Below are 21,032 nucleotides of genomic sequence, written 5' to 3' on the forward strand. Positions count from 1 at the left end.
TAGTTGCGGCTTATTTTGACAAAATAAAAAATTCAATCAATACGTTTTTAAAGATAAAGCCGAATACACCCAATCCCAATACCAAAAATAAAATAAAGGTGCCGAATTTTCCGGCCTTTGATTCTTTACCCAAATTCCAAACAATGAAACCCAAAAAAACGATTAATACGCCCAAACAAATTTTGAGCGCCCATGCCGAAAATACTGCCTCATCCATTTTTAGCATCCTTTTTTTCCGATAAATTATTACCTCATATGAAAATCTGGTAAAACAAATCATATACTTATCGGTTCTAACCTACCGATCTATTTTCAGACGGCCACAAGCGGGCCACCAGCCATATGTGTATCAGACCATGGCCTGGCGCAGATCCTCAATCAGGTCGTCTGCATACTCCAAACCGACCGATAAACGTACCAAGCCCGGCCGGATACCTGCTTCCAATTTGGCTTCGGCGGCCATTCTTCCGTGTGTAGTCGTCCACGGATGAGTAATGGTCGAACGAACATCCCCCAAATTGGCCGTACGTGAAAAAATATTGACACTGTCGATAACTTTCCATGCGGCATCTTGCCCGCCGTCCAGTTCGAATGCTACGACGATACCGCCTGCAGTTTGCTGTTTGCGAACCAAATCGGCCTGAGGATGATCCTCAAAACCCGCATGGTATACATTAAGCACTTGCGGCTGCCCGCGTAACCAAGCAGCAATTTTATCGGCATTCTCACATTGAGCCTGCATACGCACCGCCATGGTCTCTACACCGCTTAACAATACCCAAGCATGAAAAGGCGACATCGAAATACCGGCAGAGTTCATAAACATCTGTACCTGTTTCATCAACTCGGTATTGCCAATCACCACCCCTCCTTGCACCCGCCCCTGCCCATCGATGGCTTTGGTTGCGGACTGTACCGACAAATCAGCACCAAAACGCAGCGGCTGCTGCAAAACAGGCGTACAGAAACTGTTATCCACCACCAATAATGCACCTGCGGCATGGGCAATATCCGCCAAAGCTTCCAAATCAGCCACTTCATTCAGAGGGTTAGAAGGTGTTTCTAAGAAAAACATCTTGGTATTAGGGCGTACGGCGGCACGCCACTCGGCCAAATCGGTTTGCGAAACCAAAGTTACCTCAATACCGAAACGGGTAACATGATTCATGATGAAACCCATGGTCGTACCAAACAGGCTGCGGCTGCATACCAAATGATCACCCGCACTTAAAAAAGTCAGCAATGCCGCCTGAATAGCAGACATCCCGGTTGAAGTAGCAACCGCCTGCTCACCTGCTTCCAATATAGCGATACGCTTGGCAAATGCAGCAGTAGTCGGATTGGCGGTACGACTGTAAGTATAACCCTCTTTCTGTCCGGCAAATACCGCTGCACCATCAGCTGCCGTATCCCACATAAAACTACTGGTAATGAATAAAGCCTGATTGTGTTCATTAAATTCGGTTTGCTCTTTGGCACCGCGAATGGCAAGTGTTTGCGGATGTAAAGGCTTAGTCATAATATTGCCCTATCAATAAAATAATCGGTTGGCATACTTTAAAACAGGAAATCGGCACAGCCTAGGCAGTTTACCGAATACCAAATCAAACCGGTAAAATACTAAACTGCATTATTTCTTCCAACCTTTTCACTATACACTAAAAATATTTTCAGCCGGCCTGAGAATGCCGTCTGAAATATTATGTTTATTCATCTTCGTCATCATTATCACTAATGCGTATACTATGCTCGACTTGGCTGGGTTGCACTTGTGCGGCGGCTACCGAAGACTTACTTGCAGACAGTTTCTGCAAATAAGATTCATCAATATCACCGGTGAGATAGCAGCCGCTAAAACATGAAGTATCAAATGATTCGATTGCCGGATTTAATACACGCACGACTTCTTCCAAATCGGCCAAATCTTGAAACACACAACCATCTGCGCTGATTTCTTTGGCAATTTCGTCTGCAGTACGGCCATTTGCAATCAACTCGTCCCGCGTTGGCATATCAATGCCGTAAACGTTCGGAAAACGCACTTCGGGAGCCGCCGAAGCAAAATATACCTTGCGTGCCCCAGCATCTCTCGCCATTTCTACAATTTCACGGCTGGTCGTACCCCTTACGATAGAGTCGTCTACCAATAAAACGCTCTTTCCTGCAAATTCGCAATTCATGGGATTCAGTTTTTGACGCACTGATTTTTTACGGGTTGCCTGCCCCGGCATAATAAAAGTCCGACCAATATAACGGTTTTTAATCAATCCCTCACGGTAAGGTTTTCCTAAATGGTGCGCTAATTCCATCGCACTCGGGCGGCTGGTATCCGGAATCGGCATAACCACATCAATATCATCCAGTGGCAAACTGCGTTTCACTTTTTCAGCCAGTGTCACGCCCATATTCATCCTGGCTTGGTATACCGACACACCATCTATTACAGAATCCGGGCGGGCAAAATATACATATTCAAAAAGACATGGGCTTAACTTCGGCGACTCAGCACATTGCCTAGTATAAAGTTTACCGTCAAAAGTGACTACAACAGCCTCGCCGGGTGCAATATCCCTTTCCAAATGGAAAGCCAAGCTGTTAAACACAACAGATTCAGATGCTACACAATAAGTAGTTTTGCCGTTGTTATCCGTATGCGTTCCCAGTGCCAACGGACGGATACCCAAAGGATCACGAAATGCCACCATGCCGTAACCCGCGATCAGTGCTACTACGCCGTAAGCACCGCGCACACGTTTATGCAAGTGGGAAACTGCATTAAAAACATGATCAACATTCAATACTGCATCACCCATCGCCGTTACTTCCCGACGCAGCTCATGAGCAAATACGTTCAGTAATACTTCTGAGTCAGAGCGTGTGTTGATATGACGTAAGTGTTTATTACACACGCTTTCATAGAGTTCCTCGGTATTAGTAAGATTACCATTGTGCGCCAATACAATACCGAAAGGCGAACTGACATAAAACGGTTGTGCCTCTGCACTGCTGCCCGCATTTCCCGCCGTAGGATAGCGCACATGTGCGATTCCGGCATTGCCGACCAAATCACGCATATTGCGGGTACGGAATACATCACGCACCATGCCCTTGCCTTTGTGCATATGAAACATACTGCCCTCGGCAGTTACAATCCCCGCGGCATCCTGTCCCCGATGCTGAAGCATCTGCAAGCCGTCATATAGCAACTGGTTAACCGGCTCATGAGCAACTAATCCTAATACACCACACATTGCGTTTTCTCCAAATTTTAAAGCGTCGGATACCGCACCTGTCCACCAATAAACGGTGGAAGATAAGGAACGGCCAACTGGGCGAGACTTTCAAAATAAACAGCGCTAAATGACTGCCGCCAACCTTCTGTTTGCGGCAAATCGGTAAAGGCACAAACTAATACAACCAGCGTTACGATCAAAACGCCCTTTACCGCCCCAAACAAACCGCCGAGGATACGGTTTATCCCCCCCAAACCTACGGCAGTTACCGCCGCCGTAAGCAGCGAACGTAAAAAATGCTGCACCAACCATGCAGCGATAAAAAGTAAAATAAAGCCGGCAACCACCGCCAACTCAGGAGGTTGGATACTACTTAACGCCAGCTCGGCAAATGGAACGGCAAACATTTTTGCCACGACAAAAGCAATAATCCAAGTCACCAAAGAAGTAACTTCGGCAATCACCCCGCGTATCATAGAGACAATCATACTGATTGCCACTACGGCCAAAGCCAATATATCAAACACCGCCATATTGTTACTGCCCGATTACCATTCCGTCTACACCTTGCTGGCGGATTTTTGCCAGAGCTTGATTGGCTGCATCACGGCTCGGGTAGCTGCCGGTACGCACTCGATAAACCGTACCTTTACTGGTTTGTGCCTCGCTGATGTAAGCGCTTACTCCCGCATTAGCCAACTTCTGCTGGATTTGATGGGCCTGTGCGCTACTGCTGTATGCACCTGCCTGAATCAATGCCCGGCCACCGCCACTTCGCCCTTCTAAAATTGCTTGGGGATTGGCGGTTGACTGAGACTTCTTAGCTGCTTGATTATTAAGAATTTGCTGTGCACTTAATTTTTGATCGGCTTGTTTTTTAGCTGTTTGCTGCTGTTGGCGCTTTTGTGCCGCCTGCTTCGCTTCAACCTGTTTTTTTAATTCAACCTGTTTTTTCAATTCTGCTTGTTTTTTTAAATCCGCCTGTTTTTTAGCCTCTGCGTTTTTTGACTGTTGAGCTTGGGCTTCTTTCAACTGTTGGCTATCACGCTCTTTTTTTACCGTATTTTTTGCTATGGCTGGCTGTTCTACGACTTTTCTTTCTGCTCCGGCTTTATTTATCTGGGCATCAGTCGCTTTATTATTGATCACTACAACCGGCGGAGGCGCATCTTCGATAGCTTGTTTGGGCATTGCAGATTTTTGAGCCTGTGCTGGAAGCTCAGCTTTGGCAGGGGCAGGTTTGGCAACTGCAGCTACAGATGGTTCTTTTGTTACGGTTTGATCCGTCGTATCGGTTGTATTATTTTCTGCTTTTTCGGCCGGAGGATTCAACAAAGGATTATCCAACTCGGTTACCCGAGTACGACCATCTTCTTCAGGAACCGGCTCCAACACTGCCGAAGGAGCTAAGTCAGATGCATCATCTGTAAGAGCCGTTTGATTATTTACCGAAATTACGGGAGCGGTTTCCGAGGTTGCCTGAATATCAGAAACTGCACCTTCCATATTCACAGTCTGTACCGTTTCATCATCGGTATTGTTTTGATTGAGTACGGTGGCTAACAAACCGCCAGCCAATACGACCAAAACAGAAGCACCCACCAAACGGCGTCGGTTTTTACGCTTTAATTGCTCGTAGTCATTCAAAGGGTTGAAGCGGTTGTTTGTCATTCCTGGATTCCTGTTACAACATTTTCATCACTTCGGCCACCGTATGAAAAGAGCCGAAAACGGTAATTCTATCATTTTCCGATGCTGCCGCCAAAGCAGCTTGGTATGCAGCTTGTATGCTTTCAAAAGCTTTTATATTTCCAATACCGTGCGTCTGAATTTTTTCTTGTAAAGCTTCTGTAGACATACCACGTGGCAAGTTAAGCGGAGCAATATACCAATAATCAAATTGCTCTTTAACCAATTCTAAAACCGTATCGATATCTTTATCTGCCAACATACTGAAAACCGCTATACGGTTTTCTGCAAAGGGCAGCGCCATGAGCCCTTGCTTTAATGCTTTAGCCGCATGAGGATTATGACACACATCTAAAATCACTAATGGTCTGCCCGGCAGCACCTGAAAACGTCCGGGGTTATTCACCAATAATAAGCCCCGCTTAATCGAACCTATATCAATCGGCAGCTTATGGTTCAAGCATTCGATAACGGCTAACGCACAAGCGGCATTATTCAATTGATATGCTCCCCGTAAGGCTGGAATCGGTAAAGCGTTACGGTTGCGTTTTTGTCCCTCCGCACCACCGGGATGGAAATGAAAAGACCATTGCTGCTGTTCTAGTTTGCTGAAATCAAAATCCTGCTTAATCACTAAAAGGTCGGCATGAATATCTTGTGCATGTCGACGCAACGACTCAGTCGGTGGATTTTGTCCGCAAATAGCCGGTTTGCCGCCACGGAAAATGCCTGCCTTTTCAAACCCGACCTTCTCTATCGTATCGCCTAAGAAAGCTTCGTGATCCAAATCTACGCTCGTTACAACCGCACAATCGGCGTCAAATACGTTGACGGCATCCAAACGTCCGCCCAAGCCGACTTCCAATACCATAACATCAACATTTGCGCACATAAAAATATCTACAGCCGCAAGTGTATTGAATTCAAAATAGGTGAGGGAAATTTCTTTTCTTGCCGTCTCTATACGCTCGAAAGAAGCTGTAATCACATCATCACTTACAGGTTCGCCATCGATAGCAATTCGCTCATTAAATTTTAAAAGATGCGGGCTTGTAAGCGTGCCGACTTTAAAACCGGCCTGCTTATAAATTTGGGTAAGAAAAGCACATACGGAACCTTTGCCATTGGTGCCGGCCACGATTACAACCGGACATGCCGGAACCAAACCCATTCGCTCTTTTACCTCGCCTACCCGGGTCAGCCCCATATCAATCAAGCCCGCGCTATGGGCAGTTTCCAAATAGCTAAGCCAATCATTTAATGTTTTCATAAATTTCAATATTCAAGGCCGTCTGAAATATACTGAGCAGTGCTAGTTTCCACTCTGCCCCCACTGTACCCAAACTTGCAAACGGCGGTAACTTTCATCATCTGTCATATCAGGTAAAACACAATGACTGAATCTCCGGCCTTGTGTCTCCCATTGCAAAAATAAAGCTTTTCGGGTCACCATACTTCCCGGTCGGAGGGAAGCTTGAAAAGCCGTTTCATCGGAACCGACAAATACTGCCGCCCTTCCCTGTGCGTCAATGGCAATTTTACGTATCGCCGATTTTTCGCATAGTCTTTGTTTTTTCCATGCAAAATAAAAGCTTGCAATTAATAAAATCAAGCCTAACCAACACATCCAACCATAAAAGGCCTGGCAACAAACCACTACCGCAACCACATGCAGTAATACAACCGCCATACAAGTAATTCTAGAAGGCCTGAATACGGCTTGAAACGGCTGCATCATAGTGTTTACATCATGTTATCGAAAACAGGGCTAGCGCTCATATCCGCATCTTCCATATCCAATACCATGTCGTGTATTTCGATATCGAAATACTCCCAAAAAGCTTTCAGGCTCATATCTTCAGGCCATTTGCTTTTAGGCACATCCCAGGCGGCAACCTCTGCTTGGAAAATTTCTTGGTAACGCTCGTCAAAATAAGCAACCGCAGCTTCCGGTTCGTCAAACTCGGGAATCAAATATACGGAACAATTCGTACGCAATTGATCCAGTGTCAAATCAGGCATATCCTCATCCGAAGCTTTCAACCAAGCCAAGAATTGCGCGGTAGGTTTTAAAACTACCGCGGTGCGGTCTACAAAATACATAATTAATCCTTTATCGTTTTTCAGACGGCATTGTACTAAAGAAAAAGGCCGTCTGAAACGATTTTTAGCTTCGTTTTCAGACGGCCTTTGTTGTTTTTCAACTATTAGTACTTAGTGGTCAGATGCCTCTTCCGCTCCGATACCGGTCATAGAGCGAACGTATTGCGCTTCATAACCTGCACGGTCTTGTTTGGCACGCTCTGAATTATCGGTAATAGAGCCCAACCAAGCCATAATGAATGCGGCGGGAATACTCACAATCGCCGGGTTACCATACGGGAAAATCGGAGCTTCATGATGCAATACTTGTACCCATACGCTCGGGCCGAGAACAATCAACACCAATGCCAAAATCAAACCTGAGAAACCACCGATAACCGCACCACGGGTTGTCAAGCCTTTCCAGAACATCGATAGCATTAAGATAGGGAAGTTTGCAGAAGCAGCAACGGCAAATGCCAAACCTACCATGAACGCAATGTTTTGGTTTTCAAAGATCAAACCAAACAAGATAGCCAAAACACCCAAAGACAATACTGTAATACGCGATACACGCATTTCTTCTTGAGAAGTGGCTTGGCCTTTACGGATTACAGAAGCATAGATATCGTGGCTTACAGCAGAGGCACCGGAAAGGGTCAAACCTGCCACTACCGCCAAAATGGTTGCAAATGCCACGGCAGAGATAAAGCCCAAGAACAAGTTACCACCTAATGCTTCAGACAAATGAACCGCAGCCATATTGGTGCCACCGATCATTTCCACTACAGTTTTGCCTTCTTTCACCATGGTTTGGAAGAACTCGGGATTATCCTTGGTTACAAAAATAATGGCACCGAAACCGATAATGAAAGTCAAAATATAGAAGTAACCGATGAAACCTGTAGCTACGAACACAGATTTACGTGCTTGTTTTGCATCAGGTACGGTAAAGAAGCGCATCAAAATATGGGGCAAACCGGCTGTACCAAACATCAAAGCCAAGCCTAAAGAAAGCGCATCGATCGGGTCTTTTACCAACCCGCCGGGCTCCATAATCGAAATGCCTTTTTCATGAATGCTGGTTGCCTTAACGAACATTTGCTCCATGCTGAAGCCGGAAGCTTTCATAATCATAAAAGCCATGAAAGTCGCACCGCTCAACAGCAATACCGCTTTAATCATTTGTACCCAAGTCGTTGCCAGCATACCGCCGAACAATACATAGGCCACCATCAAAATACCCACAATAATTACTGCGGAGAGATAATTCATACCGAAAAGTAATTGAATCAGTTTGCCCGCACCTACAACTTGGGCAATCAGATACAAAATTACCACCAAAATCGAGCCTGACGCAGCAAACAAACGAACTGGGGTTTGTTGCAGGCGGTAAGCCACTACATCGGCAAAGGTAAATTTACCTAAGTTGCGCAAACGCTCGGCAACAAGGAACAATACCAGCGGCCAACCTACCAAGAAACCGGTTGAGTAAATCAAACCATCATAACCGCGTGTAAATACCATTGCGGAAATACCCAAAAACGAAGCGGCAGACATATAATCGCCCGCAATCGCCAAACCGTTTTGGAATCCGGAAATACCACCGCCGGCAGTATAGAAATCTTTAGAAGACTTATTCTGTTTGGCTGCCCATTTAGTAATGTAAAGAGTGGCTCCAACAAAAATAAAGAACATCACCACTGCGGCAATATTCAACGGGCGCTGTTGCACCTCACCTGCAATTGCATCCGCTGCCCAAGCACCGTTGGCCATTGCCAAACCGGCTAAAGCAAAAAATAATTTATTCATTTTTCCACTCCCATTACTTCTCGCACAACTTCTTGCGTAGCCTGTTCAAATTTACCGTTGGCCACATAAACATACACACCCGTGATGGCAATGGAGAACAAGATAACAAACAGGCCGATATAAATACCCCAAGTCGTCACACTTCCTTCCGATACAGGTGTACCAAAAGTATGGGGGTCAATACCAATAAATAAAATATAAATCACATACACAGCAAACATTATGGCAGAGAACGTCCAACCTAAAATAGATTTTTGTTTGGCCATCGTTTGAAATTTGGGATGTGAAAGCACTCTTTCTGCAGTCTGCTTGTCCATCTGGGTTTCTCCTAATTCTTCTTTAAATATCAAGCCGAGATTACGGCGATTCGATTAAAATATTTTCCCAAACCTTTGGCTAATTTTATTTTTTGATGCCCGCCATCTGCAAAACTGATAGCTATTAATGAATAAATTGATTTCTAACAAAAAATTAGAGCAAAACCACTTTTAATCAATTTGAAAATATGTTAAAAAGTGATAAGGAAGTTAGCGTATTAACGGCCTGACACAAGAGTTGGCTAGAGCATAAAAACGTACAACATGCATTATGGCAAGACATGCCGTCCAGCTCCCAAAGGAAAATAGAGCTACGCTATTATTATATTTACGATAGCAAATTAAAACTTTGAGAAACTCATGGATTACACCCAGCTGAAAACTTTTACGGCAGTCGCCCATCTAGGCAATCTCACTCAGGCAGCCGAACGCCTGCATCTTTCACAACCTGCTGTCTCCGCACAAATCAAAGCACTCGAAAAACAGCTTGACGTACTTCTTTTTTACCGCAATACAAATGGTATGAGTTTAACGCCTGCCGGAGAAGTTTTACTTCCTGAAGCCGAGTCCCTTTTGCAACACCATCATAAGCTTGATCGCTTTTCCAAAACACTATCTACGCAATATGTGGAACATGCCGAATTAGGACTAATACATCCTGCGGATCCGGTTAAAATTACCCGTCTCACCACAGAAATCCTGCAAAATGATCCAGATATCCAACTACATATTCAATACGGCATGAGCGGGGAAATTGAACAACGTGTTTTAGACAAAAACCTTCACGGCGGTTTTTTCCTCGGCCCGGTTACCCACCGCAGTTTACGTTCTGTATTTCTTGAAAATATCCACTACTCTCTGATTTGTGCTGCCGATCAAGCTCAAGATATACAAAAAAACTTACCAAAAAGCCTTAATCAATACGCTTGGATTGAAATGTCTGCCACTTCAGGCAGCAGGAAAAATCTCCAACAATTTTGGCGTAAACATAAAATCACCCCAAAGCGTCAAATTATCTGCGATTTTCCACAAACTATTATTGATTTAGTATGTGAAGGCCTCGGCGTTGCCATGGTTCCGTCACACAAAGCAGAATCTGCTTGGACTGATGGAAAACCGATTTGCATCTTAGACGAATATCGCCAAGCATTACCCCTTAGCTTTATATATCTTAACGAATATGAAGAAGACCCTTCCTTGAAGCTTTTGAAAAAATGTGTTGAGAGCATTTGGAGCGACGAGCAACCATTTGAAATACCTGCTATAAAAACCGAACCTAATACCGATTAATAAGTATAAAAAGGCCGTCTGAATTTTTCAGACGGCCTTTCGACTTTTGTCAACATACAACTACAAATAAAAAGCTTACTTCACGCGATCTCGGAATAACTGCCAAAGCACTAAAGCCGCTCCGGCTAAAATCCGGTAACGCCAACGCACAGGCAACATCAAACCATTCCAAAGCAATCTACTTGAAGGTAAACCTTTGGTTAAACCAAACGCTGTTTTAGTTATGCCTAAAGCTTGATTAAATCCAGCATCTACACGCTGCTGCTCTCTGGCCAACTTTTGTTTTTTCAAATACTCTGCTGCGATTCTCAAACGTACTAGCTGAGCTTCCAGCTCCAAAAGAGCTATCTTTTCTTTATTGGAAAGACCCATATTTACTCCTTATCTTTAGAAACCGAGTTGCGCCCCATACGTCCTCTCAAATATGCAAAATCTTGCTGCATATCTTGAAGAGTACCCAGCAATTGGCCACCTTGATTTTTCCAACTTGATATGCACCAAAATAACAATCCAATAACTGTAAGAAACAGAACAGCAGCAAAACCAAAAAAGAACCAAATCCTAGCCTGAGGTTCTAAAATACTGTTTAAACCAAACAACAAACTGATTAAGCATACCAATAACAACACCGCGGCAAATATAATCACAGCAATAACTTTTACTGCATTACCGGCTTGGGCATTAAGCTCCAAAGCCAAAATACGTAAACGCAATAACAACAGCTCACTGCCCTGATTCAATAGCGTTTTGAAATGCTCCAGATTTCTTCCCAAGCTGCTCATGCGGACTCCCTTAATTTTTCACGGCAAGGCGAGTTTAAATAATTACAGCGTATTTCCATTGGTTAGTATATTTCCCCAAATAAAAAATACAGCATTAAATAATTACTTAAATAACATAAAATATTAAAGATAATGCGCTTTATATTTCTTACCCACCTTGAAAATATAAAGCCGCCCTATGCAAAACGGCATTCGGGCGGCAGACTTCCAAATTGTGCTGTCTTTAATAAACACTTACATAACAACATTCACAAACTGTTTATTGAAGTATGCATGAAAAAGCCAGCAACCATCCGAAGCATTAACGACGGTTTAACAAAATACCGACTACCAAACCCGCCAATGCAGCAAATCCCATTGCATAGTAGGGTTTGTCTTGAATCATTTCATCTGTTTGTCGGGCAATACCGCGGGCACGATCTGAAGCATAACAACCTGCTTCTCGGGCACGTTCAGCGGTATTATAAGCAGCATCACGTACACGATCTGCTGCATCACGCGCTTTTTCAGCTGCAGAAGCCTCAAAGTCAGCAAACTGAGCCTTAACTTTGCTCAACTGCTCCTTAGCTTTTTCTTTCATAGCTTTAGCTTCTTCGGTACCATTTTCAACGCTAGTTTCATACAAGCTTTCCACTTCTTGCAATACTTCACGCACTTCTTTCATCAAAACTTCTTTTTGGCTATCAAAGTCACGGTCTTTTCTCATTATTTTGTCTCCTGAAAAATTCAAACAAAGAAATCGACAGAAGTGCCAAGTTCTGCCTCTATTCAGTTTTCAATATGGACTATTTTTTAAAAAAAAACAAGTAACTTTAGTATCTTTAACCAAATAATTTTCAATTCAAACAATATTTTATGATAGCCAAGAAATTACTAACACAACTCAACTAATATATTAAAAAATTACCAAATACAGATAAACCAATATTTAGCAAACTATCTTTCTTTATAAGAACCCTCAAAACAACAACTATCTCAATAAATTTTTATTTACGCACAATATCTTGCAGATCACAGGCCAAATCTATCGTGCCTATGCCATCAAATAAAGGCTAGCTAAAAACTTCAGAAACTCTAAAGTCAACTTTTAAAGTCAACTTTGCATTATTTTTAATACTAGAATATCTACTTTACCCAACAAACGCTTCTTAAATACTTTTTCTTCATAATAACGAATCTTGTCGCACAGTACAGGGTATTCTAAACCTTCATAAATAAAAATTTCTTTATTATTAGGCATTGCTTTAAAGCGAGAAGGATCAATTTTTTCTCCTTGCTTATTTGCATACCGTCCTGCCAAATCATGTCTGCCGTATTCATGAGTAGCTTTTGAAAAGTTTGCTTCTGCAAAATCAATAATTCGCTGATTTTGCCGCTCCTGAATTTCTGCCATTCTCCACTCCTCTTCTATATTTATTAAAAGTCAATCTGCAAAAAAACGGATTGCTTCTGCTTTAATCCAACCAGTTGCACAGACACCTGTTGCAACAACAAAAATTTGGTCCTTATCTATTGTACTAGTTAGCCTACATTCAGCACCTACCGGTTTTTCAACTCTCCATTTAGTCTGAAAATCGGCTATTGGAACGCATTTTTCTGAATTTGTATTATTACAAACAGCCTCATCGCTTATTAACGGTACTTTTTTAACCAATACCCACCTTTCAGATATAGGAGCATCCGCCACAACACAGAGATATTGGTTCGATTTCAATTTCATAACCGTCCGAGCCCAACTTTGCGGCTTCTCTTTCAACAAAGCTCCTTTTTTTGCCTCCACATAAACTTGATTACTACATGCAACAGATTGATTATGAGATATCCCTGTCAGATTTATTGAATTAGCATAAATATTTGCCGAAGCAAATAACATTAAAGGTAGAATAATTTTTCTCATAAATAAGAACTTTTCATCATAAGGTTTATTTAACCGAAACCATCTGAAAAACTTCAAACTTCCCCACGAATTAGCCGTTTACTCATAAACATAAATTTAAACCAAGTAGAAAAGTGTATTACTCCACTTCTCAGTCTGATTCAATACATATCGTAACGCGGGTCTTTGTTACAGTGAGAATAGTAAATCTTACATTCCGTTGCATCTAAAGATCTACAATCTTCCCTAATTATTGATTGCGCCTCTTCAATTGTCGAAGCTCCTCTAATCCGAAGAAAAGTTAGACCATCTTTCTTAGTAGCCGTCCCGTAGGCAATACAGCTATTTCTTACAAAACCATAAACCTTGCAATTTACACCACCCTGATCTTTACAAGCCTGTAGCGCCTGTTTTTTAGCCGCCCGCTTACCTTTCAAAACATTTTCCGAAACGCCTATGATACCTTTCTCAAGGTCAGCCGCCACCATTCCCCAATGAGTAGGAATATTAATCACTATTCTTGGTTGTCGACTACTACCCCCTCTACAGGAATCTGGGTAATACATGCAAGGATTTTGCTCTAATGTCTGTTCTGCATTGGCAAAATTAAAAAATACCAGAAAAGAAAAACAACCCAACACGCCTAAAATATAACTTATTCTCATGCGGCACCTCCAGCCGTAATTTTTGTTATTTATATCCATTCCAGTTTGACCTGCTAAATATCTTCTATCTATGAACATTTCATATTCAGTCGATACAATGCCATGCTGTATACCAACACAATCTTCACTCCTACCATATAAACCACCATTACTTTGTCCCCCCCAATCGCTTAAGGCCGTCTGAAAAACTATTTGCTATCCTGATTCAATACATATCGTAACGCGGATCTTTGTTACAGTGAGAATAGTAAATCTTACATTCCATTGCATCTAAAGATCTACAATCTTCCCTAATTATTGATTGCGCCTCTTCAATTGTTGAAGCTCCTCTAACCCGAAGAACGATTACACCATCTTTCTTAGTAACTGTCCCGTAGGCAATGCAGCCATTTCTTACAAAACCATAAACCTCGTAATTTACCTGTAGCGCCTGCTTTTTAGCCGCCCGCTCACCTTATCAAAACATTTTCCAAAACACCTACGATACCTTCCTCAGAGTCAACCGCCACCACTCACCAATGAAATGAGTAGAAATATTAATCACTCTTCTAGATGCCTGTTACCTATTCTGACTACCATTCCCATAATAGTGCCGAAGGGAATTTTCATATCCATTACCCAAATATTCATTAGGAGCAGAATAAGCACTCGAATAAAAAAAGCTAAATAATATCAATATTATTTTCTCACACCGTACTTCCTGATGTCTTGGATTTATTTGTCTGCACTACAGCTTTAGCTGTCGAATATTGCTGCTTAACCGCAACTGAATCATCTCCTATGCCATAACCTGAAATATTTGATGAACTAACATGATTTGCAGCTAATCCATGAGTAGAATTATCTGCTGCTTTGACATTATCAAAATTCTTCATGATATGGGATGAGGGTAAACCATTTGAATTTACAATAACAGGAGAAGTCGGTCTTCCATCGTTTTTTAGCTCGTTTACCTTATTTATCTGAGCAGGTTTCCCATCTAATGGATTTCCATTAGCATCACGCTGCTGATTGGTAAACGAATTATACGAAGTAAATACCCCCATAGCCCCACTCAATAATCCAGCTGCCATCTGTGGCACCGTTATTATCAAGGTACTCATCTCAAACCTAAACCACCCTGCATCATTGTCGTTTGAGCTATACCTTCAGTGGAAGACTCTAAAAATCTGAGCACCTCGTATTTCGCCAATACTGCACTACTATATACCAATACGATCTTCAAACAAATCGTAACCATCGCCGTCAATACCGCCAAAGTCAGCAATGCGCTTAGGGTAAATTTCAACCAACCTTGGAAGTATCCTTTGGTCGGTTCGTATAAAAGTGCCAAAATAAAGGCCGGAGCTGTCATCAAGCTTAAGGAAATAGCTACTTGATTCAACAACAGTAATGAGCCTGCCACCACTGCAGGTGCACCTTGGCTAATGCCGCTCATGCTTATAAAATTAGCCATCGAATTACCCTGTTCAGGATTAACCGTCGCATGTATCTGACCGAACGTAGCCATCACCAGCTGCATAATCAGTAAAGTAGCATCAACCATAGATTCAGGGGAACCATATTCATTGCCAACGATTACTGTGGTAATGGCATCTTTGATATTATCGTTAAACCATTCTCGGATTTCGCCCGTATTACCCATTATCCAGCCTGCAATAGTGGTAATTACTACTACCTTACCCACCTTCCAAAATACTGCTGTCAGTGGTTCCCTAGTTTGGCCGTTCAGAATACGGTAGCCCTCCAGCATCACCCATACACTCACCATTACGCCTACAGCCGGCATAAATACCGCTGATACTGCTTGCAAGCCTTTATCACCGAACTGCGTAATCAATTTCTCCATATAAAGCTTGATAAATATAAACAATCCAATGCTATCGCTAGACATATTTTTGCTTTCTTAAATTAAGAAACACCGAGCTTTTCTTTTAATTCGTCGTAAACACGGGAAACGGCTTGAAGAATCTTATCTAGGATATTTGATCCTGCGTCACTCTCCAAACCTGTTGCAACTGCTGCTCCGGCAGCCATTCCTGCTAATGAGCTTACGCCGCCTCCGGAAATATTTTCAATTTTCTGTACCGCTTGTGTGGCTGACGAAAGCGAGTTCTTCTCGGCACGCTTGCCATAAATAAGGGTATGAGAAGATTCCGCAAAAATCTGATTGTAATATTTGGCCTTTGTGTCGTATGCAGCTAAAGCGGCCTGAAGCCGTGCCATATCGTTTTGAATCAATGCCTGCATTACGCCGATTTGATATTGGCGCTTTTGAAGCTGCCCGGAATCTGAATAATTTTCGGTCAGATAGCTCTGTAAGGCAGTATTACGACGCTCTAAAACAGTCATTGCGTTACGGATATCATACAATTGCATAGCTAAGATATTACGCGCACTATTACACACTTGCGCCATGCGTATTTCGGGATCGCTGTCTTCTTCGAATGCTTCGTAACTCGACACACCGAATACCTTCGATACAGCATTCTTAACCGTGCTACTTACCTTTGATTTAGCTTTTGCCATCAAATCGTTTTGGATACTAATCTGGTTGCATGCAGCACTGCCGTTTGTACCGTAAAACATCTGCACCGCGGAGCTATTGATATGCGCGCCGGCAAAATCGGAATTTAAGGTAATATTACGCGAATCGGTTTCATATTTACCAAAACTGCTACCAGTAATGGATGACATAGCTTCCGACAAACCCAACCCAGATGAGTTTTTTAAAGCATTGCTTTCACCAGCTCCAAAAAATTGGTTTAGCTGTCTCAGGTATTCTGAAATCTGCTTGGTATTACTAATAACATCTTGGTCATTTACCGGTACACTTTGGGAAGTACCGCCGGTCATTGCCATAGCCGGATTCTCCGATGCCAATGCCAATACAAACAAAACAACAGATAATTTACGGTTTAGCATATTTTTTGTCTTAATAAGATAAGTTTAATTGGTATTTTTCATTTATGTCTGCTTGCTGCGCGAACCTTTGCGTTGATCGTAAAAATCTTGCAACCATTGCTCTGGGGTAATTTGGTTAACCGAAATACCCAGTCTGGAAGCATTTTCCCGAATAATGCGCTGCATAATTTCAATATTGTCGGTACTCGCAGAAATTACTGACAATACATCGTCCATACCCCGCAAATTCAACTGGCATACAGCGGAACTATGTCCCTGCTTAACTAAGAAACAACGAGATCTTTCGTCTAAATTAACGATAACGTTAAATTCTGCTTCGGTCAGCTTCAACCCTTCTATATAGTCTTTTTTGTCTGCATTTGGATTGGGTAGTAAAATCATAGTGGCTGTTTGCTCAATCAATGCCGCAGAAATATCACTACGCAGAGCATCTTCTGGCGACTGAGTTGCAAAGATACCCACGATTCCGTATTTATTTTTATAGCTATCAAATACTCAAATTAAATTACATTTTAACCATACCTAACTATTTAAATAATCTTACACTCCCATCTTCTCATGATCAATCTCTTGCCATAAGGCCCATTTACCACCAAGCATAAGTTTTTCCTATAAAATTCAATTTTATAATCAACAAAATCAACCTGTTTACACAATATATTTTTTGTATCTCATAGACTTACTTTCTAACTCATATAAATTCCTTTACTATAAATTCAATATAAGCTTTTCAAGCTTTATGGAATTTATCACATTCATATAGATATCAAAGAGATTATCAAAAATCTAATATAGCTATGTAACCTATTATTTAAAAACTATATGCTTGCCTTCGTTGAAAAAATAAACCCCATCTTCTCTAAAGATAACTCAAATAAATTATCACAAACCTTATTAAAAAAATGCAAGAATTATTTAATTAATAGCTAACCATCAAGAATAGATTTATTATCAATTAGTAACTTAGCAAGCTAAACACATTATAGCTATAATATTAAAGAAAAAATTTTAATAGAAAAATAAGATCTCATAATTGGCATTCAATATACAATCAAAAATATAATTTATTTTTTATCGCCACTCTAACATTAGAGTAAAAGTAGATAAAATTCATCATTAAAACTAGTAGCAGCCACCAGTTAATATAATTTCTCTTATCAAGAATTGATACCAAATAGATTATACAAAATAGATATAAATAAGGCCTTGCCAAAATTGGCAAGGCCTTATTTATCAAACTGGCACGCCCACGGGGAATCGAACCCCGGTTACCGCCGTGAAAGGGCGATGTCCTAACCGCTAGACGATGGGCGCATTAGAAAATCTTGATGGCGCACCCGGAGCGATTCGAACGCCCGACCCTCTGGTTCGTAGCCAGATACTCTATCCAACTGAGCTACGGGTGCGTTTTACTCATCAGCTCTTCTTAGTGCTGTGAATCAAGAGACCCAAATCATATAGAAATAATTAAACCATGTCTAGCATTTTAGATAAATATTTTTAAAAAATAAAATAAACAATTGAAATAAATAAATTTATTTTTATAACCATTTTTATATCATACCAGTACCGGAAAGCTCTCTAGCCATACGGGCAGCTGCATTATCGGTCATTCCTCCTACAAAATCCAATATCTTCATATAAGCTTCATATAAAGAATCTTTAGTAGTAATAGGATTTTCGTGATTCAACAACTCCAAAACCAAAGATTGGCGGACACCTACCCTGCCTTCTGTAATCAACGTATGAGCAGCCGGCACTAATAAGTCTAAAACAGAACCCAGGCATGGAAATGCTGCAATTTCAGTTCTCAATTTACTCTGATGGCGAAAAATGCGTGTACGTGCCAAATCTTTGGCCTTCTCCAGGGTATTTTGGACTTCAGGACTACACAATGCCAATAAATCCTTACCCTGAAATTCACCTTTCAATAAATCTGATTGGTGCGACATAAAAGTATGGGCAACATCATCAATCGCTCTACCAATAGCGATACCACGTAACATTGCGCAACGTTGGCGACTAGATTGAGCGTGCCATGTATTTTCAACAAATGTCAGCTCTGATAATACACTTTCGACCTCCGCATCTGCCAACAATCCAATTTCTACGGCATCTTCCAAATCCAATAAGGCATAACAGATATCATCTGCCGCTTCCATTAAGTAAGACAACGGATGGCGGATCCAGCGGTCTTGCCCTTGTTGGATCAATCCCAATTCTTCGGCAATACGGCGTATATAAGGTAATTCGGTTTGATAAATATTGAATTTCCGGCAACCTTCCGGAGCAAGTGTTGTCCACGGGTATTTTAATAGGGTTCCTATGGTGGCAGCAGTCAACCGCATTCCGCCGCGATTGCAATACATTTCCAATGTTGCCAACAAACGCAAACTGTGGGCATTACCTTCATAAGTTTGTACATCCAAACGCTCTGCCTCACTGAGTTTTTCAAGATAATATTGATTTTTCGGATTGCGAAACCAATCCCTCAAAGCCTCTTCCCCCGTATGTCCGAACGGCGGATTACCCAAATCATGCGCCAAACACGCCACCTGAACCACTGCACCAATATCATTAGGCGTATTTCCTAGCGGAAGAAACTCGCCGGCCTGAAGCATTACTCCAACCCGATTTCCCAAACTGCGCCCAACACTGGCCACCTCTACGCTATGCGTTAGGCGGTTATGAGTATGATCATGCTCGGCAAAAGGATGAACTTGTGTTTTACGCCCCAAACGGCGGAAAGCCCCTGAAAATACCACCCGGTCATAATCGATATGAAAATCGGTACGTAAAGCATCAACTCCCTCTTGGGTTGAGGGCGTACTAGTCGGAATAATTTCCCCGTCTTTAGCGCGAAACCGTTGTGTACTCAATAACTGCTGCCAATTCATTTTATCCATGCTTGATTCCGTAAACTAAAATTTCCCAAATATTTTTATTTATTTTACTCTTTATAATATTTCATACCGATAATCCGACTCGCTCTATTTTCCGGACAAGCCCAAACTCATATTGGGCAAATATATCCTTCAGATAATATAGAAGCAGGCCGTCTGAAACAATAGTTCAGACGGCCTGCTATGTTTTAGCCAGTCACATATACCAAATTAAGCTTCTTCGGAGGCTTTTTTCAAGATAACGTACAATTGATCCTTCAATTGCAGTTTTTGTTTTTTCAATTCTTCAATTTCATCCAAACCACTGGTTACAGGATTATTTACCAAGCCTGTAATCTTATCATCCAGCTTATTATGTTCGTCGAACAGACGAGCAAAGTGTGCATCTTCTTGTTTCAGTTTTGAAATCAAATCACGATATTCAGGAAACATAGTTCATCCTCTTAATTAAAAAGTGTACAACAGTTAAAAATCAAGCGCTTTATTATTCGCTTTCTTCGGTTTTATTATAGCAAAGGCGGCCTCCCGATACAGCCTTATTTACATCGCCCTGCATCCTTTCTTAACCTTTTTTGACAAAAAGCAATCTCTTTTACCACCGCATCTATAGCCTAATACCATAAGCTGGACGCCGATACCGACAACTCTTACAATCATAAAAGAATACTCAGCTTCCCACATGCAGACACCACTATTGAAGGACCTCAGATATGTCTCAAAATGCTGTACAAACTATCTTAAATCATCGCACATATCGCCACTTTAAAACTGGAGTGCCATTGCCGGCAAACCACTTACAAACCATTATCGATTGCGCACGTCAAGCGCCCTCTTGGATGAACGGACAACATTACAGCATTATAAATATCACCGACCCCAATCTGCGGGAACAGATTGTTGCACTTCAACCTTCTAACCCTCAAATCGGTACTTGCAGTACATATTTGCTTTTCATTGCCGACCTTCACCGTGCGGATTTATCCAGTCAGGCTTACGAAGGTAATTTTACTGCTGCAGGTGATCCGGACAGCCTGATTACTGCGATTACAGATACCGCATTAGCTGCACAAAATGCCGTAATCGCTGCCGAAAGCCTCGGCTATGCTACCTGCTTTACCGGTGGTATCCGCTTGATTGCTCCTCAACTGACAGAACTTTTATCATTGCCCAAAAATACTTTTCCTATTGTCGGTCTCTGTATCGGCACACCCGATATCCAAATGCCGCTTAAACCGCGTCTGCCCAAGGAAACAGTTTATTCCGAGAACCACTATCCCGATGATGAAACCCTTTCAGATGGCCTCGAACAATACGAAAAAACTATGACTGCATTTGGTGAAGCACGGGAAAAGTTTCCTTTCCGTGAAAAATTTGCCCGTTACTATAGCAATACTTACGCACCGGAAAATATCCCATTGTTAAAGAAACAAGGCTGGCTAAACAATCTGAAATAAATTA

General features: G+C 41.9%; 24 protein-coding genes and 2 tRNA genes. 2 read left to right on the forward strand and 24 right to left on the reverse strand.

Annotation, left to right across the window (positions count from 1 at the left end; all coding sequences use genetic code 11):
- Positions 1 to 10 precede the first annotated feature (10 nt).
- The 10 genes from LVJ86_RS06105 to LVJ86_RS06150 form a co-directional block, all read right to left on the reverse strand.
- Positions 11 to 217 (reverse strand): DUF2788 domain-containing protein, encoded by a 207-nt coding sequence (locus LVJ86_RS06105; protein ID WP_047760180.1) that lies wholly within the window; start codon positions 215 to 217, stop codon positions 11 to 13.
- A gap of 132 nt (positions 218 to 349) precedes the next feature.
- Positions 350 to 1,519 (reverse strand): O-succinylhomoserine sulfhydrylase, encoded by a 1,170-nt coding sequence (gene metZ / locus LVJ86_RS06110; RefSeq protein ID WP_047760181.1) that lies wholly within the window; start codon positions 1,517 to 1,519, stop codon positions 350 to 352.
- 187 nt (positions 1,520 to 1,706) lie between these two features.
- Entirely contained in the window at positions 1,707 to 3,251 is a 1,545-nt protein-coding gene (purF, locus tag LVJ86_RS06115; protein WP_047760182.1) for an amidophosphoribosyltransferase, read from the reverse strand.
- A 17-nt stretch (positions 3,252 to 3,268) separates the two neighbouring features.
- Positions 3,269 to 3,766, reverse strand: coding sequence for a CvpA family protein (locus LVJ86_RS06120; RefSeq protein WP_047760183.1), 498 nt, complete (start codon positions 3,764 to 3,766; stop codon positions 3,269 to 3,271).
- Between the two features lie 4 nt (positions 3,767 to 3,770).
- On the reverse strand, positions 3,771 to 4,904 hold the full coding sequence (locus LVJ86_RS06125) for an SPOR domain-containing protein (RefSeq protein ID WP_047760184.1): 1,134 nt from the start codon (positions 4,902 to 4,904) through the stop codon (positions 3,771 to 3,773).
- 13 nt (positions 4,905 to 4,917) lie between these two features.
- The gene (gene folC / locus LVJ86_RS06130; RefSeq protein ID WP_047760185.1) at positions 4,918 to 6,192 is read right to left on the reverse strand and encodes a bifunctional tetrahydrofolate synthase/dihydrofolate synthase; all 1,275 of its coding nucleotides are present in this window, start codon (positions 6,190 to 6,192) and stop codon (positions 4,918 to 4,920) included.
- Positions 6,193 to 6,234: 42 nt separating this feature from the next.
- Positions 6,235 to 6,660 carry a protein YgfX gene (locus LVJ86_RS06135; protein WP_161796041.1) on the reverse strand — a complete coding sequence of 142 codons (426 nt, stop codon included), beginning with the start codon at positions 6,658 to 6,660 and terminating at the stop codon, positions 6,235 to 6,237.
- 5 nt (positions 6,661 to 6,665) lie between these two features.
- On the reverse strand, positions 6,666 to 7,025 hold the full coding sequence (locus LVJ86_RS06140) for a hypothetical protein (protein WP_047760187.1): 360 nt from the start codon (positions 7,023 to 7,025) through the stop codon (positions 6,666 to 6,668).
- Between the two features lie 111 nt (positions 7,026 to 7,136).
- Positions 7,137 to 8,816, reverse strand: coding sequence for a cation acetate symporter (locus LVJ86_RS06145; RefSeq protein ID WP_047760188.1), 1,680 nt, complete (start codon positions 8,814 to 8,816; stop codon positions 7,137 to 7,139).
- The gene (locus tag LVJ86_RS06150; protein WP_047760189.1) at positions 8,813 to 9,133 is read right to left on the reverse strand and encodes a DUF485 domain-containing protein; all 321 of its coding nucleotides are present in this window, start codon (positions 9,131 to 9,133) and stop codon (positions 8,813 to 8,815) included. The genes LVJ86_RS06145 and LVJ86_RS06150 overlap by 4 nt, the downstream gene beginning before the upstream one ends.
- A gap of 360 nt (positions 9,134 to 9,493) precedes the next feature.
- Here LVJ86_RS06150 and LVJ86_RS06155 point away from each other — a divergent pair, with 360 nt between their 5' ends.
- Complete coding sequence (locus LVJ86_RS06155; protein WP_047760190.1) at positions 9,494 to 10,423, forward strand: LysR family transcriptional regulator; 930 nt, start codon at positions 9,494 to 9,496, stop codon at positions 10,421 to 10,423.
- 75 nt (positions 10,424 to 10,498) lie between these two features.
- Here LVJ86_RS06155 and LVJ86_RS06160 read toward each other — a convergent pair whose 3' ends face one another.
- The 14 genes from LVJ86_RS06160 to LVJ86_RS06225 form a co-directional block, all read right to left on the reverse strand.
- A complete protein-coding gene (locus LVJ86_RS06160) occupies positions 10,499 to 10,795 on the reverse strand; it encodes a hypothetical protein (protein ID WP_047760191.1) in 297 nt (98 codons plus the stop codon).
- A gap of 2 nt (positions 10,796 to 10,797) precedes the next feature.
- Complete coding sequence (locus LVJ86_RS06165) at positions 10,798 to 11,205, reverse strand: phage holin family protein (RefSeq protein ID WP_047760192.1); 408 nt, start codon at positions 11,203 to 11,205, stop codon at positions 10,798 to 10,800.
- 301 nt (positions 11,206 to 11,506) lie between these two features.
- Positions 11,507 to 11,911 carry an ElaB/YgaM/YqjD family protein gene (locus LVJ86_RS06170; protein ID WP_047760193.1) on the reverse strand — a complete coding sequence of 135 codons (405 nt, stop codon included), beginning with the start codon at positions 11,909 to 11,911 and terminating at the stop codon, positions 11,507 to 11,509.
- Between the two features lie 387 nt (positions 11,912 to 12,298).
- Positions 12,299 to 12,598, reverse strand: a complete 300-nt coding sequence (locus tag LVJ86_RS06175) for a hypothetical protein (protein ID WP_047760194.1) — start codon at positions 12,596 to 12,598, stop codon at positions 12,299 to 12,301.
- 30 nt (positions 12,599 to 12,628) lie between these two features.
- Positions 12,629 to 13,102, reverse strand: a complete 474-nt coding sequence (locus tag LVJ86_RS06180; RefSeq protein ID WP_047760195.1) for a hypothetical protein — start codon at positions 13,100 to 13,102, stop codon at positions 12,629 to 12,631.
- A gap of 140 nt (positions 13,103 to 13,242) precedes the next feature.
- A complete protein-coding gene (locus LVJ86_RS06185; RefSeq protein ID WP_047760196.1) occupies positions 13,243 to 13,824 on the reverse strand; it encodes a DUF4189 domain-containing protein in 582 nt (193 codons plus the stop codon).
- Between the two features lie 608 nt (positions 13,825 to 14,432).
- Entirely contained in the window at positions 14,433 to 14,819 is a 387-nt protein-coding gene (locus LVJ86_RS06190) for a hypothetical protein (protein ID WP_047760197.1), read from the reverse strand.
- Positions 14,820 to 14,845: 26 nt separating this feature from the next.
- Positions 14,846 to 15,640, reverse strand: coding sequence for a TrbL/VirB6 family protein (locus LVJ86_RS06195; RefSeq protein WP_047760198.1), 795 nt, complete (start codon positions 15,638 to 15,640; stop codon positions 14,846 to 14,848).
- Between the two features lie 17 nt (positions 15,641 to 15,657).
- Positions 15,658 to 16,671, reverse strand: coding sequence for a hypothetical protein (locus LVJ86_RS06200; protein ID WP_047760199.1), 1,014 nt, complete (start codon positions 16,669 to 16,671; stop codon positions 15,658 to 15,660).
- Between the two features lie 42 nt (positions 16,672 to 16,713).
- Positions 16,714 to 17,133, reverse strand: coding sequence for a VirB4 family type IV secretion system protein (locus LVJ86_RS06205; RefSeq protein WP_047760200.1), 420 nt, complete (start codon positions 17,131 to 17,133; stop codon positions 16,714 to 16,716).
- Positions 17,134 to 17,910: 777 nt separating this feature from the next.
- Positions 17,911 to 17,985: transfer RNA gene (locus tag LVJ86_RS06210), tRNA-Glu, on the reverse strand.
- A gap of 15 nt (positions 17,986 to 18,000) precedes the next feature.
- Positions 18,001 to 18,077, reverse strand: a tRNA-Arg gene (locus LVJ86_RS06215).
- A 147-nt stretch (positions 18,078 to 18,224) separates the two neighbouring features.
- On the reverse strand, positions 18,225 to 19,568 hold the full coding sequence (locus LVJ86_RS06220) for a deoxyguanosinetriphosphate triphosphohydrolase (RefSeq protein ID WP_047760272.1): 1,344 nt from the start codon (positions 19,566 to 19,568) through the stop codon (positions 18,225 to 18,227).
- 216 nt (positions 19,569 to 19,784) lie between these two features.
- Entirely contained in the window at positions 19,785 to 20,006 is a 222-nt protein-coding gene (locus tag LVJ86_RS06225) for an HP1242/YdcH family protein (RefSeq protein WP_047760201.1), read from the reverse strand.
- A gap of 278 nt (positions 20,007 to 20,284) precedes the next feature.
- On the opposite strand from LVJ86_RS06225, the gene LVJ86_RS06230 reads away from it, so the two are divergent.
- A complete protein-coding gene (locus tag LVJ86_RS06230) occupies positions 20,285 to 21,028 on the forward strand; it encodes a nitroreductase family protein (RefSeq protein WP_047760202.1) in 744 nt (247 codons plus the stop codon).
- Positions 21,029 to 21,032 lie beyond the last annotated feature (4 nt).

The organism is Neisseria arctica, assembly GCF_022870905.1.
Taxonomy (GTDB): domain Bacteria; phylum Pseudomonadota; class Gammaproteobacteria; order Burkholderiales; family Neisseriaceae; genus Neisseria; species Neisseria arctica.